Source organism: Streptomyces sp. NBC_00239 (assembly GCF_036194065.1).
GTDB lineage: Bacteria > Actinomycetota > Actinomycetes > Streptomycetales > Streptomycetaceae > Streptomyces.
The window spans coordinates 1,488,775-1,504,206 of sequence record NZ_CP108095.1; the positions used below are offsets into that span (position 1 = coordinate 1,488,775).

The following is a 15,432-nucleotide window of genomic DNA, read 5'->3' on the forward strand; positions in this document are numbered from 1 at the left end:
CATGGCCAGACCACTGACCTGCCCGTACTGCTACGAGAGCATGACCGCCCGCGGGATCCGGTTCCGGTGCAGCAGCCGGACCAGCCGCACCCAGAAGCGGTGCGAGCGCCGACGCGACCCGGTGCTCGCCGACCGGATGGGCCAACGGGCGGAGGTGGGACCGGAGTTCGCGGCGGACGGTCGCAAGCGGAGTGCGGTGTGCCCCGACTGCGACGGCGAGACCACCTTCCGCATCTGCCCGGTGTGCCACATGACCCTGCCGGTGGAGTTCGGCATGGTGGACAGCCGGCTGATCGCGATGGTCGGAGCCAAGGCCACCGGCAAGACCGTCTACATGACCGTGCTGCTGCACGAGATGATGAACCGGGTGGGGGCCTCGTTCAACGCCTCGATGCTCGCCGCTGACGACCTCACCATGATGCGCTTCGTCTCCGAGTACCAGGACCACCTGTACCGGGACGGGCGGATGTTCGCCGGCACCCGGACCGCGGTCGCCAACGACAACCGCATCGACCCGCTCGTGTTCCGCTTCGGGGTGCGCCGGCGCGGGCTGCTCGGCGACCGGCCGCAGCACATCGTGCTGTCCTTCTTCGACACCGCGGGCGAGGACTTCAACTCCCGCGACAACATGGAGGTCAACACCCGCTACCTGGCCCACGCCGACGGCATCATCCTGCTGCTGGACCCGCTCCAGATGCCCGGCGCCCGCCAGTGGGCCGCCCCCGGCACCGCCCTGCCCGGCACCGAGGGCGTCGACAGCCCGCTGAACGTGCTGGGCCGGGTCACCAACATGCTGCACGCCCAGCACCGGGGCCGCCGGTCCGGCAAGGTCCGCACCCCGCTTGCCGTGGTGTTCTCCAAGATGGACGCCTTCTGGCACCTGCTCGACAAGGGCAGCCCGCTGCGCGACCACCCGCCGCTCGGCGGCCGGTTCGACGTGCCGGACAGCCTGGACGTGCACGACGAGGTCCGGCACCTCCTCAAGGACTGGGACGGGATGGCCATCGACCGGATCCTGGAGAACAACTTCGCCCGCCACCGGTACTTCGGGGTGTCCGCGCTGGGCCGCGGCCCCACCCCCGAAGCCCGGGTGGCCCCGACCGGCATCCAGCCGTACCGGGTCGCCGACCCGCTGCTGTGGCTGCTCTCCGAGACCGGCGCGGTGCCCCGGACCGGGCGGGAGCGGTGACCGCCGCCGGCCCGCCGCCGCTGCGGCAGCTCTACTACACCTCGTGCGAGCGCGGGCTGAGCGGCTTCTCGGGGTTCCAGTTCAACGCGGTCACCCCCGGCGTCTCGACCGAGACCCTGCACGCCGTGGAGGCGCTCGCCGGCTACGACCCGCCGCGCCCGTTCGTCGAGTCCGACACCCCTGAGCTGCTGGCCCGCTGTCCCGTCAACCTCTGCTTCCTGCCCGGCGGTCCGGACGGCCGGGGCGCCACCGTGGTCTGTGTCCGGTACGTGGGCCGGGACTCGGCGCGCCGGTTCGGCAACTACTTCGCGCACGCCCTGCACACCGACGACTTCGCGGCGGCGGCCGGCGGGCTGCTCGGCATCGATCTGTGGGACTCCCCGGTGTGGACCTCCACGATCGCGGCCGGCACGGAACTGCCGCCGCTGCCCGGCCCGCCCCCGGCCGGGCCGCTGAGCGCCGCCGCGGTGGCCGGGTTCCTCCGCGGCCACCCGTACGCCGGGCAGCTGCCCGTGCTGCTGGCGGCGGTGTGCGCGGCGCTCGCGGACGGGCGTCCGGTGGTGGTCGTGGACGCCACGACCGACCGGATCGCCCACTGGTTCGCGGCCGTCGGCCGGCTCCTGCCGCCGCCGCTCGCCCGCCGGCTGTCGTTCGCCACGTACCTCTTCCGGCCCGAACGCAGCCGCCTGCACCTGATCGGCTCGGTGCCGCAGGCACCGCCCTCGTTCGGTCCCGACGACCGGGACGCCTGGCACGTCTTCGACTTCACCACCGGCCGGTTCCCGGCCGACCTGCCGGTGCACAGCCTGCTGCGGCTGCTGGACCGGATCGGGGTCGGGTCGGCCGCCGCCGTGTGGTCGTGGACCCGGGAGTACGCGGACGGGACCGAGCGCGAACTCGGCGACTGGCACGCGCCGGTGGCGGCGGCCGCCGCGGCCGGCGGCATCGCGCTGACGACCGAGGACGTCGCCGCGGTGATCGACCGGCTGGCCGCGACCACCGCGGCCGTCCCCGGCGGCGCGACCGCGGCCGCGGCATCCGCCGGGCCCGGCCCCGCCCCCGGCTCCGGCCCCACTCCGGCCCCCGACGCCGGCACCGGCACCGGCACCGGCGGGTCCACCGGCCCGTCGGCCGCCCGCGGCGCCGCGCTCGCCCGCGACCTGTACCTGCGGCACCGGACCCTGGACGAGGAGCAGCTCGCCGTGCTCAGCGCCGCCGCAGGCGCCGGCGGCGACCTCGACCTGCACCGGGAGCTGGAGGGGAAGCTGCACGCGTCGCGGCTGCGGGCGTACGTGGCGGGCGTGCCCGGCGCCGTCGGTCCCGTCCCGGTCACCGACCCCGTCCAGCGGGAGCGGGCCACCGTCCTGTGGCAGCGGATGCTCGACGGGGCCGAGGACGCGCGGCCGCGGCTGCGGCTGCTGCTGTGGGCGCGCGGCGCCGGGCTGGAGCCGGCGCCGGAGGTCACGGAGGGCGCGTGCCGGGCGCTGGCGGCCCAGTTGCTGGCCGCGCACTCCTTCCAGTCCCGGTCGCCCGAGTTCGAGGCGGACACGGCCGAACTCCTGGACGGCTGGCCCTGGTTCCGGCGCAGCCTGCTCGCGGAGCTCGCGCAGTCGCCGGCCGGCCGGGACCGGCCGCTGCACCAGGTGTTCTCCCGTTTCCCGGCCTCCCTCCTGACGGAGGCGGACCTCGCCGGGCGGCCGGAACTCCTGGAGCCGTACTGGACGGCCGCGGCCCTGCGGGATCCCGGCCGGGCGGTGCGGTCCCTGGTCCGGATCCTGGAGCAGCGCGGGCAGGAGTTCCCCGACGCGGAGCTGCTGCACGCACTGTGGCCGGGACGGCGCTCCTGGACGTACGACGAGGCCGGCGAGGTGCTCCGACTGCTGCCCGCGGGACGTCCGGGTCGTGCGGACGGCCCGCCGGACGCGTTCGATACGGAAGGCGCGCGGGCCCCGGCCGGCGTGCCGGGCCCGGATGGCGCGGCCGCCACGGCGGATGGGGCCACCCCGGCCGGACCCGCCGGCGCGCCCGGCCCGGCCGGCGTGCCCGCCCCGCCCGGCCCGGCCGGCGTGCCCGCCCCGCCCGGCCCGGCCGGCGCGCCCGTCACGGCCGCCTCCTGGTTCGACCGGGCCCTGCACCAGGACATCCCCGGTGAGGAGGCCCTCGCGGACTGCCTGCGACTGTGCCGGAAACTGTCCGCGGGGGACCCGCCGGACTGGGTGGCGGCCCGCAGTCTCGACTACGCCGCCACCACGCTGCACCTGGCCCGGCGGCTGCGGGAGGCCGCCGAGGCCACCGCGCTGGCGGCGGAGTTCGCGGCCCCCTCGCTGACCCGGTGGGCCGCGCCCCGGGCGCTGAAGCGGTTCCGGCTGGTACCGGCGCTGCTGCGGCAGCCCGCCGAGGTGCGTGCCGTACCGCGCATGCTGCGCGGACTCGACGAGCGGACCCGGGACGGGTACCTGCGCGCGCTGCTCACCGCGGCCCGGCAGCGCGGACAGGCGGGCCCCGTGCTGCTGAGCCACCTGGCGGGGACCGCGCTGGTGACGGACCCGCTGCCGCAGGCCCACGCGCAGCTCGTGGAGGACCTGCTCGTGCACGCCGCGGACCGGTGGCGGGTCGAGGACACGCGGCGGCTGGCGGAGCGGATCCGGCCGTACGACCCGGAGCTGGCGCGGGAGCTGGACGGGCGCGCCGAGCGCCGGACCGCCGCGCCGGTGCGGCTGCTGCGGCAGGCGCTGCGGCGACGGCCGCCCGGCGACGGGCCGGGGCGGTCCCGGAAGGACAGGGGGTAGCCGGATGCTGGAGGGACTGTTCCTCGTCGTCGCCGGGGTCATCGCGGGCATCGGCCTGCTGATCGCCACCGTGACCGCGATCGGCGAAGCGTGCGGGCTGGTCGGCCGGTACGCCGTGCTGACGGTCCGGGTGCTGCACCTGCGGACCCCCGAGTACGAGGTCATCGCGCCGTACCGGCCGCAGGACGAGCCGGTGCCGGCGTACCGGAACTACTTCCTCGGGCAGGCCCTGCGCGATGTCCGGCAGCTGACGGTGCTGGGGCCGCGCATGGTGCGCGGCACGGTGGCGGAGCACGCGCGCACCGCGTACCGGGAGAACGTCACCGACTCGGCCGGCGGCGTGCTCGACCTGGTGCGCGGCCTGTCGATCGCCCTGGGGCACCTGGTGGGCGGGGTGCTCGCGGCGCCGCTCCTCGCGGCCGTCCTGCTGCTGCACGCCGTGCTGGTGCTGCTGCCGGCCGGGGCGGCGCTGGCGGCCGCCGGGCTGCTCCGGGGCCTCGACCTGGTGGCGCTGCGGCTGCGCGGGCTGGGCCGGGGGATGCTGTGCCCGTCCTGCTTCGAGCGGGTCCGCCGGCCGGCCTACGCGTGCCCCCGCGCGGACTGCCTGCGGCGGCACCCCGACATCGGGCCGGGCCGGTACGGCGTGCTGCGGCACCGCTGCCAGTGCGGGCAGGTGCTGCCCACGCTGCGGTGGCTGATGCGCCCCGCCGGGCGGCTCCAGCCGTACTGCCCGCACGCGGGCTGCGGGGAGCCGATGAACAAGGACGCCGGTCACATGCGCGAGCTCGCGCTGCCTCTCATCGGCGGCCGGGCCGCCGGGAAGACCCAGCTGATGGCGGCGATGACGACGGCGCTGGAGTACGCGGCGGCGCACGGCGGCCCGGCGTTCCGGCCGGCCGACGAGGAGTCGCGGGAGCGGTACGAGGTGGCCCGCGAGGTCCTCACGATCGGCGGGCATCCGCGCAGCACCCGGCCCGAGCGGTCCCGCGCGCACTCCTTCGTGCGGGGCGGGCGGCTGTCGCGGCGGCTGATCCACGTCTTCGACACGGCGGGCGAGCGGTTCACGAGCCGGGAGGGCACCGACCCCCTGCGGTACGCGTCGGCGGCCCGCACCTTCGTCTTCGTACTGGATCCGCTGGCGGTGGACGACCGGTGGCCGGGCGTCGACCGCGCCCTGGCCTCACCCGTCCATCCCGAGCACGTGTTCGGCCCGGCGGTGCAGGCGGTACGGGCCATGGGGACGCCGCGCGCGCGGCGCCGGCTGGCGGTGGCGATCAGCAAGGCGGACCTGCTGGAGGCGTACGGACTGCTGCCGGAGCGACGGGAGGGCAGCGCGGCGGCCCGGGAGTGGCTGTGCGCCGAGCTGGGGCTGACGAATCTGGTCCACGCGATGGAGCACCACTTCCGGGAGGTCCGCTTCTTCTTCACGGCGGCCGTGCTGGAAGGGGCGGGCGACAGCGGTGCGGGAGGCGGCGGGCCGGGAGCCGCGGAGTCGGGAGCCGCGGGGCCGGGAGCCGCGGGGCCGGGAGAGGAAGACGGCGACGCCGGGGACGCGGGGCCGCCCCGGGTGGACCCGAGCATCGGGCCGCTCGCCGACTGGTGTCTGGGCCGCCGGCCCGCCCGGGCCACCCGGGGGGACGGCCGGGCGGGCTTCCGGGCGGGCCTCGGGACGGGACCCGGGGCGGCGGGCCGGGAGCGGGTCAGATCGTGAAGGGCTTCTGCTCAAGGAAGGCGGTGGAGGGCTCGCCCGTCATGTAGAGGTTCGGGCTCTGGTTGGCGGGCAGCTTCCGCTGGATCCCCCGGTGGAAGCGGTGGTAGTCGCCGGTGAAGGAGCCGCCGCTCCACACGTCGAGGAGGGCCTCGGTGAAGGCGCCGTTGACCGCGCCGTCGGAGGCGACCTGGTTGTCCTGGCAGCCGGAGATCAGTACGGCGGTGGGGGCGTGGCCGGCGCCGTTCTCGCTCTTCAGCTCGCGCTGGAGGCCCTCGTAGAAGGCGCGGTCGCGCTCGTAGATCTGCACCTGGCGCAGCAGGGGCATGACCCGGGCGGCGGCCTCGACCTGGTCCGGGTCGCTGGTCTGGAACTGGGCTTCCATCGCGACCGGGTTGAGGATCTCGCGCACCGACTCGATGCCGGTACCGCTGTGGCAGCAGTCGAGGAGCGCGAAGATCCGCACGCCCTCCTCGAAGCGCTGGAACTCGCGGTACAGCTCGTCGTCGAGGAACTGGCGGTCGTAGAGGACGAGCGTCTCGTCGAAGTCGTCGGACTCGACGTCGGGTCCGGGCGCGTCGGGGACCTGGCCGCCGTGCCCCGAGTAGGTGAAGAGCAGGATGTCCCCGCTCTTGAGCTGCGCGGCCGCCTTGCGCAGCTCCGCGGTGACGTTCTCCACGGTGCCGTCGGCGGTCATCAGCGTGGTGTCGGCGAAGCCCGCGGCGCGGGCCAGTGCGGCCATGTCGCGCGCGTCGTTCTCGCAGGCGACGAGACGGCCGTCCCAGCCGTCGTACTTGCGCGGGTCGACCTTGTTCAGGCCGATGTGAAGGGAGCGTCCGGTGGGCAAGGGGTCCTCCTCGTGCGGCTGGCGTGTCAGGCGGGCACGGGAAGGTGTTCCGTGGTCGCGCGGCCTTGAATCCGGCTCCCGGCAGCGACGCCCGATCGGCTCCGGGGCCGGTGCGCACGTGGTCGGCGGCCGATCGAGTGGCTTGCGGACCGGCGCTGTAAGTGATCAGACATACGCGGTACTGCAATCATATGAACACTTCAGATGCCGGGAGTCCGGCCGCCGCGACGGGTTCCCTCGCCGAGAGCCGCCCGAACCAGCTGGACGACCGGACCGGCTACGACGAAGGTTTCCTCGGGCACACCGTGCCGCTGCCGGTGCCCACCGACCCCTCGGTCACCACCGTGGTCCTCCCGTACACGCACTTCACGGTCGTGATGCGGCCCGACCGGCGGCTGGCCGCCTCGACCGCCGTCTGCATCGACGGCCAGGAGATCCTCGAGGACGTGCCCCGCGACGACGACTGGCGGTTCGACCCGCGGCTGCCCGAGTCGCACCAGTGCGGCAACGACATCTACCGCGACAACCCGCTGGACCGCGGCCACCTGGTCCGGCGGCTGGACCCGGTCTGGGGCGCGCCCGCCGTGGCGCACCAGGCGAACTCCGACAGCTTCCACTTCACGAACGCGGCCCCCCAGCAGGACAAGTTCAACCAGGGCAAGGAGCTGTGGCAGGGCCTGGAGAACTACCTGCTCGACCACGCGGCGCAGTTCGACCGGAAGCTGACGGTGGTCACCGGGCCGGTGCTGCACGACTCCGACCCGCCGTACCGCGGGATCCAGGTGCCACTGCGGTTCTGGAAGGTGGCCGCCTTCGTGCAGAACGGTGCGCTGGCCTCGACCGGCTACCTCCTGGACCAGAGCCCGGACCTGACCCGCGACTTCGACCGCGCGATGGCCGGCGCGAAGCCGGGCGGCCCGCCGCCGCTCGGGGAATACCGTACGTACCAGGTGCCGGTCTCGGACATCGTCCAGCTCACCGGCCTGGAATTCGGCCCGCTGCCGGCGGCCGACCTGATGCCGGCCGTCCGCGCGCCGGAGCAGCGCTGGCGGCGCCTGGAGTCGTTCGACGACATCGCGATGGGCAACGGGGCATGAGCGAGGCGCGCGTCGTCTACGTCCACGGCAACGGCAACAAGCACCGCAAGGAGCTGCTGAAGTCGCACTGGGACCGGGCCCTGTTCGGCACGGACATGGGCCCTGCCTCGCGGATGGCCTACTGGGCGCCGCTGCGCTACGACGTGCCCCTGCCCGACCCCGCTCCCGACCCGCTGGACGGCGGCCCGCCCTCCGAGGAGGAGCTGCCGGCGCGCACGGTGGCCGGGCCGGCCGAGGCGTTCGTGGCCGCCACGGTGGCCGAGGCCCGGGCGGCGAGCGCCGAGGAAGGCGTGCCGGGGGCGGACGCGGCCGCGGAGGAGCGGCTCACCGAGTGGCTGCGCGACATGACGTACCTGGCGGACACCATGGCCGGCGGCGAGGGCCAGGGCGCCGGCCCGGGCCCGGGCGGGGGGATGCCCGGCGGGGCGGCCGATCCCCTGCCCGAGGCGCTGCCGCTGCCAGCCTTCGCCCGCCGCGAGGTGTTCCGGCTGCTGGTGAAGCACACGTTCAAGGACGTCCACGCGTACTTCTTCGGCGGGGCGGGCGACGCGATGCGGCAGGTGGTGCGCGCGGAGCTGGCGGACCTGGACGGCGGTCCGGTGGCCGTCGTCGCCCACAGCCTCGGGTCGATCATCGCGTACGAGGTGCTCCGCGAGCTGGGCCGGCCGACCGACCTGCTGGTCACCGTGGGGTGCCCGCTCGCGATCACCGAGATCCGGGACCAGCTGCGCGAGCCGCCCGCGGTCCCGGCCGGGGTGTCGGCCTGGCACAACGCCTCCGACCTGCGCGACCTGGTGGCGCTCGACCACACCATGCGGCCGGACTACGCCCCGGTCGAGCTGGTCACCGACCACCTGGTCACGAACAGCAGCGGCAACCACCACGGCATCCGGGAGTACCTCTCCACCGAACCCGTCCGCACCCCGGTCCGCGCCCTCTTCGGCCATCTTGCATAGGGGCAGACCGGGTGAAACCATGACAGATGTCACTCAGTACCTTCTAGGCGCCCGCAGGGGCGCCCAGGCAGGTGGGGCATGGCGCTCGCCGAGACCCAATGGGACCTGGTCACCACGTGGGCACAGGACTACCTCCTCGACAACCAGTTCCCCCGGGAGCCGATCAAGCAGTACTTCGGTGAAGAGTTCGCGGCGAACTTCCCGTACCGGAACACGCCCGCGGAGAACGCGAAGGAGCTGGTGTACCGCTCGCGCGCGAGCTTCGCGGGCGAGCGGCTCCTGCTGGAAGTCCTGAGCCGGCAGGACCGGCTGACCGTACGGCAGCCGGAGGGCGGCCAGCTCCAGGCCTTCCTCGCCGACCTGGCCCAGAACGAGCACCTGCACCTGGCCGGCGGGGACCCGTTCCTGACCACGGTCCTGCGCAGCGGTTCCGACGTGTTCATCGACCGCGCGGACCTGCGGCGGCGGCTCAAGGAGTTCACCGAGGACCCGGAGAAGACGGTGTTCGTGGTCGACGGCGACCCGGGCACCGGACGTTCGTACACCTTTCACCTGATACGGCACATCGCGCAGCATTCCCGCTTCACCCCGGCCCGGGTGAAGCTGGACAACACGATGACCGCCGCCTCGGTGATGCGCGTGCTCAACAGTTTCGTGCCGTACCCGCACCAGAACCGGCGCCCCGCGTCCCCGGATCCGGACAACGCGTCGTTGAATCCAGCACGGTTGAATGATGCACTGCCCTCGCTCAACGAGGACGTGCACGACCTCGTCGGCCGGGCCACCGACGCGAGCGACACGTACTGGTTCATCCTCGACGAATGCGACAAGCTCGACGCCACCTCGGACGTCTGGGACTGCATCGGCAAACTCGCCCTGGCGATCTTCGAGCACAGCAGCGGCCCCGGCCACGTGGCCCCCCGGCTGGTCCTCCTCGGCTACTCGGCCACCATGCGCCAACTCCCCTACGAGATACGGAAGAACGAGTGCCGTGACGTGGCGCGGCCCGCCGGTCCCGATGATCTGCGCACGTTCTTCGGCCAGTTCTTCGCACAGACACCCGACCCCCTCGCCCCCGACCCCGGGCCCGACGCCGTCACCGGCCCGCCCGCATCGGACCGCATCGCCGCGTTGGTGGAGCAGGCCGCCTCGGCGGTCCTCACCGCCGCCGGCAGCGGCGCCCCCGACACGTACATGCTCCGGGTCTGCGCCGCGACCGAGGCCGCCCTGCGGATCTACCACGCGCTCGGCCACGGCCAGGACTTCGCCGCGCTGCTGGCCGCCGAGCTGCCCGCCGCGGCGTCGGAGGCCGAACGGGAATCGGTGTCGGAACTGCGCCTCGCCTACCGGGAAGCCGCCTGCCTGCTGACCCGGTTCGACCCCACCTACCTGCGCCGGACCGGCGAGGAGCGCTCCCACGGCCTGGCGACGAGCGCACTCGTCGACGACTGCATGACCCTGGGCTCCGGCCAGTCCGCCACCCTGTGGGCGCTCAAACCGCAGATCCGCGAGCAGACCCTGCGCGGCCTGGCCGGCCCGGACGCCGCCCGCCGCATCCTGGAGTTCCAGGAACCCTGGCTGCCCGAGGGGGCCGGCGTCGAACGCACCGCACTGGACCTCCTGTCCGGCCGGCCGCTCGTCCTGGAGGGCCGGAACCGGGAGGAGCTCGCCACCGCCATGCAGGCCGTGCTCTGGCTCTCCCTGATCCCCGGCGTCACCGGGCTGCCCGACGTCGAGCGCATCCAGCAGCTGCGCGAGCGGGCGAGGCTGCTGGAGCCCCTGGAGCGCCTGGTCCAGGGCGCGTTCCGCGGCCGGACCGCGGAACTCGACCAACTCCGGCTGTACGTCGGGCTGCCCGCGGAGTCCGGGCCGGACGGAGCCCTCCACACCCGGCAGGACTTCGTACGGGCCGCCACCAGCGGCCCGGCGCCGCCACTGCTGATCCACGGCATGGGCGGCATCGGCAAGAGCACGCTGCTCGCCAAGTTCCTCGTGAACAGCCTGCGCGACTTCCGGCCCGGATTCCCCTTCGCCTACATCGACTTCGAACGGCCCACGCTCTCCGTCCACGAGCCGTCGACGATGATCGCCGAGATCGCCCGCCAGTTCGGCATGCAGTATCCGGCGCACCGCCAGGCCTTCGACGCCCTCGCGAAGGAGTGCGAGGAGACCGCCGCCGCCCACCGGGCCGGCGAGAGCCAGGTCGACGACCTGAACCGGCTCTCCACCACCCGCGCCACACTCGGCCGCCAGTCCTCCGCGGGCCTGCACGCCGCGGCCATCGAACGGGACCAGGGCCTGGTACGGAGGATCGGGGCGCTCGTGGCCGAGGCCGTCGGGGTGTCGCCCGAACTGCCCGGCCCGCCGCTGGTGATCGCCCTCGACTCCTTCGAGGAGGCCCAGTACCGGGGCTCGCTGATGCTCGGCCGGATGTGGGCCATCTGGTCCGCCCTGCAAGAGGTGTACCCGCGGCTGCGCTTCATCGTCTCGGGACGCGCCCCGGTCTCGCACCCCGCCCGGGCGGCGGAGCTGCGCACCATCGAACTCGGCGAACTCGACCTCCAGGCCTCCGTCGAGATCCTCATCGCCGACGGCGTCAAGGACCCCGAGACCGCCCGGCAGCTGGCCGCCCGGGTCGGCGGGCACCCGCTCAGCCTCAAGCTGGCCGCGCTGGCGGCCGTCGCCGAGGGCGCCGGCACCGGCACCTCGCCGAGCGAGCTGCTCTCGATCCTGCCCGGACAGGTCCGGAGCCTGAACCGGGCGGTCGACAGGCTGCGCATCCAGGGCGTGCTCTACGGCCGCATCCTCCACCACATCTCCGACCCGCAGGTCCGCGAGCTGGCCAGAGCGGGCCTGGGCCTGCGCACCATCACCCCGGACCTCGTCAAGGAGGTGCTGGCGGGGCCGGCCGGGCTGACGGTGGAATCGGACGCGGAGGCGCGCCGCCTGTTCGGGCTGCTGGCCCGGCTCGACATGGTGGAGCCGGCCGGCCAGGGCGCCCTGCGGCACCGGCCCGACCTGCGGCCCGTCACCCTCGGGCTCGCCGACAAGGACCGCATCGACGTGATGCGGGCGGTCGGGGAGAACGCGGTGGCGTACTACGCGGCCCGCGAGGGGCCGGAGGCCCGCGCCGAGGAGATCTACCACCGGCTCCGCCTCAACCAGAACCCGCGGACCGTGGAAGACCGGTGGATACCCGGCGTGGAGCGCTACCTCTCGGGCGCGGACGCGGACATGGACGCCAGGGCCGCGGCCTTCCTCACCGCCCGCCTGGGCGGGCACACCCCCGACCAGGTGATGGCCGAGGCCCGGCTGGAGGACTGGGAGCAGATCGCGGCCCGCGAGGTCACGGACCTGCTCGCGCAGGGGTTCGTGGACGCGGCCGCGTCCAGGCTGTCGGAGCGCAGGCCCTGGACCGCGGGCAGCGAGCTGCACCCGCTGCTGGTCGAGACCCTGGCCCGGCAGGGGCTCCGCGCGCAGGCCAGGGCCGAGGCGGAGGCCGCCATCGACCGGGCCGAGCGCGAGGGCTTCCCGGACATCCAGCTGGAGCTGCTGCTGCTCGCGGGACGGCTGGCGGAGGAGGACGGCGACCTCGTGGCCGCGGACCGCAGCCTGGCGGAGGCGGAGGACATCGCGACCCACCTCGGACGCGGCTTCGAGGCGATGGGGGCCCTGCTGGCCCGCTCCCGGCTGGCGGCAGCCTCACCGGCCGGGGATCCGGCGGTGGAGGCCAGGCTCGCGGAACGGCTGGAGAACACTTCCGACGACGCCCTGAGCAGCCGGCCGGCGCTGGCCCGCGCGGTCGCCGCCGAAGTCTCCCGGCAGGACCCGCACGCCCTTGAGCACACCATCCAGGTGGTGGGGCTGCCGAGCGGTGACGACCAGGTGCTCGATGCCCTGGCGGCGGCGATCGGCAAGGCCGTGCGCGAGCAGCCGCAACTGGCGAAGGCGCTGCTGGACATCGTGGAGAGTTCGGTGCGGCCCCCGCAGGCGCCGGCCGCGCCGGCTTCCGGCGGGCCGCCGGACGGGCGCGCGCCCCGGCCGTCGGCCGAGACCCCCTCCCCGCCGTCGGCCGAGGCCCCGTACGGGCCCCCGGCCGGCCGGCCGACCGGACCACCGTCCGGGTCGGTGCCCGGGTCGGTGCCCGGGTCGGCGCCCGGGTCGGCGCCCGCGACTCCGTCGCCGCTCCCGCCGCCACCGCCCCGCCCGCCGATGCCGGCACGCACGCCTGTGCCGCCACGGGCCGCTGAACCGGAACCGATACCGGAATCCGGACCGGAGCCTGAGCCTGAGCCGGCCGGCGGCACGGGCACCACCCGGACCCGTGCCGGAACCTCCGGCGGGATGTCGGGAATCCTGCGCGAGGCCCGGCGGCTGGGCACCCTCGACTCGCTCGCCTGCCGACTGCTCGACGTGAACGACCGCAGCGGCGCCCTCGTCTCCGGTGTGGCGGCGGCCATGACCGCGGGCACGGGCGCCCTGCACCCGACAGCCGTCCTCGCCGCTCCGGAGACACCGGTGGCGGCCCCCGTCGAAGGGAACGGCCCACGAGCGGCCTGACCAGCCATGAGCGACCCCTATCTGACCAACGAGGAGCTCGCAGCCGTACAGGAGGCCGCCCTGGAGGAGGGCTTCACGGACTCGGGCACCCGCAAGCTGCTCTTCAACAGCGTCAACCGCAAGTACCAGGCCACTCTGGCCCTGTTGCCCAGCCCCCTTCTGCAACTTCAGTCGGACCTCAACGAGATGAACCGCGTCGAGCGGTTGATCGACGGCACCGTGCCGCTGGCGATCTGGCTGGGCAACGCCCTGGGTATGTCACAACTCCCGGGTCCGCACGACGTGTTCGAGAAATCCTTGGACAAGGTCCGGCGGGCCGCGTCCGGTGAGCCGGACGTGCCGCCGCCCGCCGCCTCCTCGGGTGAGACCAAGGAGGAGATCGTCCACCTGGACGACACGGTGCCCTTCGGGTTCCTGGCCGGCGGCGAGACCGCGGGCAGGGCGGTCGCCCGGATCAAGGTCCCCCCGTACGAGGCCGGCGCGCCCGTGCGGCCGCCCAGCCCCGCGCACGCGGGCACGGGCTGGCTGATCGCCCCGGACCTGCTCGTCACCAACCACCACGTGATCAACGCCAGGAGCCGCACCGGGAACGCGATCCCCCAGGCGACCCCCGAGGACCTGGCCCTCCAGGCGGTCAACTCCCTGTGCCGGTTCGACTACACCGGCGAGGACGCCGTGACCGAGGAGGCCACCGCGAAGGCCCTCGCCGCGTGGGACAAGGACCTCGACTACGCGATCGTACGGCTGACCGCGCCCGGCGAACGGCCCGTACTGCGGGTGTCGACCGAGCCGTTGACCGTGCCCAAGGAGACCCCGACGGCCGTCAACATCATCCAGCACCCGCTGGGGCAGCCCAAGCGGGTCGCGCTGCGCAACAACCTGGCGTACGAGGCCGACGAGCGGGACGTGCGCTACTTCACCGACACGCAGGGCGGGTCGTCCGGCTCGCCCGTGCTCACCGACGACTGGACGGTGGTCGCCCTGCACCGCGCCGCCCAGCGCGTCACCGACGTCAGTTTCCAGGGCAAGAGCACCGCCTTCGTCAATGTCGGCACCCAGATCAGCAGCATCCTGCGCCACCTCGCCGAGCACAGCCCCGAGCTGTACGCGGAGATCACGGCGGCGCAGGCGGCACTCGGCAACGGGCATCAACCGGAGGTGAAGTGACATGTCGAACGGATGGACCGGATCACCCGTGGCGACCAACCCCAAGGACGTCTTCAAGGACCTGCTGGAGGTCGCCGGGCGGGTGCGTGAGAACCTGAACGCGGAGATCGTCGAGGGGGTCGAGGACCTGCCTCCGGACGAGGCCGCCGCCGACCAGATCGGCCGGTTCGCCCGCGAGGAGCGGGCCCGGGTGCTGGAGGCCGGGGCCAGCGGCCTGGAGAAGCTGGCCGCCGGGCAGGGCGACGAGATCGACGAGGACGAGTACTTCGGGATCGAGGCGATCGTGCTGCTCGAAGGCCGGCCCGCGATCCTGGTCCAGGGCCGCGACTTCGTCTCGCAGCAGGGCGACTGGGCGGTCCTCGACGCGCACCGGCCCCGCATCAAGGACTCGCTCGCCCGGGTCGGCCGGGTGGAGGTCGCCGGGCATCCCCGACTCGACTGGCTGGGCACGGCGTTCCTCGTCGGAACGGACGTGGTGATGACCAACCGGCACGTCGCGGCCGAGTTCGCGCGGGGCGACAGCGCCGGCGCGACCTTCCGCCAGGGCATGTCGGCTCGCGTGGACACCGGCGAGGAGTTCGGCATCACCTCGGTCGACGGTTCACCGGAGTACGAGGTCACCGAGGTGCTCGGCATCCACTCCGAAGTGGACATGGCCCTGCTGCGGGTCGCCCCGGCCGCCGCCAACGGGGAACCGCTGCCCACGCCGCTCACCGTCGCCGCGGAACCGCCGCACGACCTGATCGGCCGGCCCGTCTACGTGATCGGCTACCCGGCCGCCGACGGCCGCCGCAACGAGCCCGAGGCGATGCGCCGGATCTTCATGGACGTCTTCAACGTGAAGCGGCTGCAGCCGGGCACGGCGACCGACTTCGTCGCCGACCAGACCACGCTCAAGCACGACTGCTCCACCCTCGGCGGGAACAGCGGCTCCCCCGTCTTCGACCTGGACGACCACCGCGTGCTCGGACTGCACTTCGGCGGCCGCTTCCGGTCCGCGAACTTCGCGGTACCGCTGTGGCAGCTCCAGGACGACGCGCTGATCCGCCGCGCCGGCATCAACTTCGAATGAGGCCCGCTCTGACAGCGCCCGTACGGTACCGCCGGTACCGTCCCCGT

General features: G+C 74.1%; 9 protein-coding genes. 8 read left to right on the top strand and 1 reads right to left on the bottom strand.

The annotated features are described in order from the left end of the window. The first annotated feature begins 1 nt into the window (after window position 1). From OG764_RS06390 to OG764_RS06400, 3 genes are read left to right on the top strand one after another with little or no spacing between them, the layout of a single operon-like run. Window positions 2-1,189 carry a TRAFAC clade GTPase domain-containing protein gene (locus OG764_RS06390; RefSeq protein WP_328967411.1) on the top strand — a complete coding sequence of 396 codons (1,188 nt, stop codon included), beginning with the start codon at window positions 2-4 and terminating at the stop codon, window positions 1,187-1,189. Next, a complete protein-coding gene (locus OG764_RS06395; RefSeq protein ID WP_328967412.1) occupies window positions 1,186-3,978 on the top strand; it encodes a GTPase-associated protein 1-related protein in 2,793 nt (930 codons plus the stop codon). Before OG764_RS06390 ends, OG764_RS06395 begins: the two co-directional genes overlap by 4 nt. 4 nt (window positions 3,979-3,982) lie before the next feature. Then, the gene (locus OG764_RS06400) at window positions 3,983-5,689 is read left to right on the top strand and encodes a TRAFAC clade GTPase domain-containing protein (RefSeq protein ID WP_328967413.1); all 1,707 of its coding nucleotides are present in this window, start codon (window positions 3,983-3,985) and stop codon (window positions 5,687-5,689) included. On the opposite strand, the gene OG764_RS06405 is transcribed toward OG764_RS06400, so the two are convergent. Then, entirely contained in the window at window positions 5,679-6,533 is an 855-nt protein-coding gene (locus OG764_RS06405) for a caspase family protein (RefSeq protein ID WP_328967414.1), read from the bottom strand. The genes OG764_RS06400 and OG764_RS06405 overlap by 11 nt on opposite strands. A gap of 191 nt (window positions 6,534-6,724) precedes the next feature. On the opposite strand from OG764_RS06405, the gene OG764_RS06410 reads away from it, so the two are divergent. The 5 genes from OG764_RS06410 (at window position 6,725) to OG764_RS06430 (ending at window position 15,385) form a co-directional block, all read left to right on the top strand. Beyond that, window positions 6,725-7,630 (top strand): DNA/RNA non-specific endonuclease, encoded by a 906-nt coding sequence (locus OG764_RS06410; protein WP_328967415.1) that lies wholly within the window; start codon window positions 6,725-6,727, stop codon window positions 7,628-7,630. Beyond that, the gene (locus tag OG764_RS06415) at window positions 7,627-8,586 is read left to right on the top strand and encodes a hypothetical protein (RefSeq protein WP_328967416.1); all 960 of its coding nucleotides are present in this window, start codon (window positions 7,627-7,629) and stop codon (window positions 8,584-8,586) included. The genes OG764_RS06410 and OG764_RS06415 overlap by 4 nt, the downstream gene beginning before the upstream one ends. A gap of 78 nt (window positions 8,587-8,664) precedes the next feature. Beyond that, entirely contained in the window at window positions 8,665-13,146 is a 4,482-nt protein-coding gene (locus OG764_RS06420; protein WP_328967417.1) for a hypothetical protein, read from the top strand. Between the two features lie 6 nt (window positions 13,147-13,152). Beyond that, entirely contained in the window at window positions 13,153-14,313 is a 1,161-nt protein-coding gene (locus OG764_RS06425) for a trypsin-like peptidase domain-containing protein (RefSeq protein WP_328967418.1), read from the top strand. Window position 14,314: 1 nt separating this feature from the next. Next, complete coding sequence (locus tag OG764_RS06430) at window positions 14,315-15,385, top strand: trypsin-like serine peptidase (RefSeq protein WP_328967419.1); 1,071 nt, start codon at window positions 14,315-14,317, stop codon at window positions 15,383-15,385. The last annotated feature ends 47 nt before the right edge of the window (window positions 15,386-15,432 follow it).

What these genes read in the sequence shown, in the direction of transcription:
- OG764_RS06420 (WP_328967417.1), top strand. Translation starts at nt 8,665, where the DNA reads ATGGCGCTCGCCGAGACCCAATGGGACCTGGTCACCACGTGGGCACAG.
- OG764_RS06390 (WP_328967411.1), top strand. Translation starts at nt 2, where the DNA reads ATGGCCAGACCACTGACCTGCCCGTACTGCTACGAGAGCATGACCGCC.
- OG764_RS06425 (WP_328967418.1), top strand. Translation starts at nt 13,153, where the DNA reads ATGAGCGACCCCTATCTGACCAACGAGGAGCTCGCAGCCGTACAGGAG.
- OG764_RS06410 (WP_328967415.1), top strand. Translation starts at nt 6,725, where the DNA reads ATGAACACTTCAGATGCCGGGAGTCCGGCCGCCGCGACGGGTTCCCTC.
- OG764_RS06430 (WP_328967419.1), top strand. Translation starts at nt 14,315, where the DNA reads ATGTCGAACGGATGGACCGGATCACCCGTGGCGACCAACCCCAAGGAC.
- OG764_RS06400 (WP_328967413.1), top strand. Translation starts at nt 3,983, where the DNA reads ATGCTGGAGGGACTGTTCCTCGTCGTCGCCGGGGTCATCGCGGGCATC.
- OG764_RS06415 (WP_328967416.1), top strand. Translation starts at nt 7,627, where the DNA reads ATGAGCGAGGCGCGCGTCGTCTACGTCCACGGCAACGGCAACAAGCAC.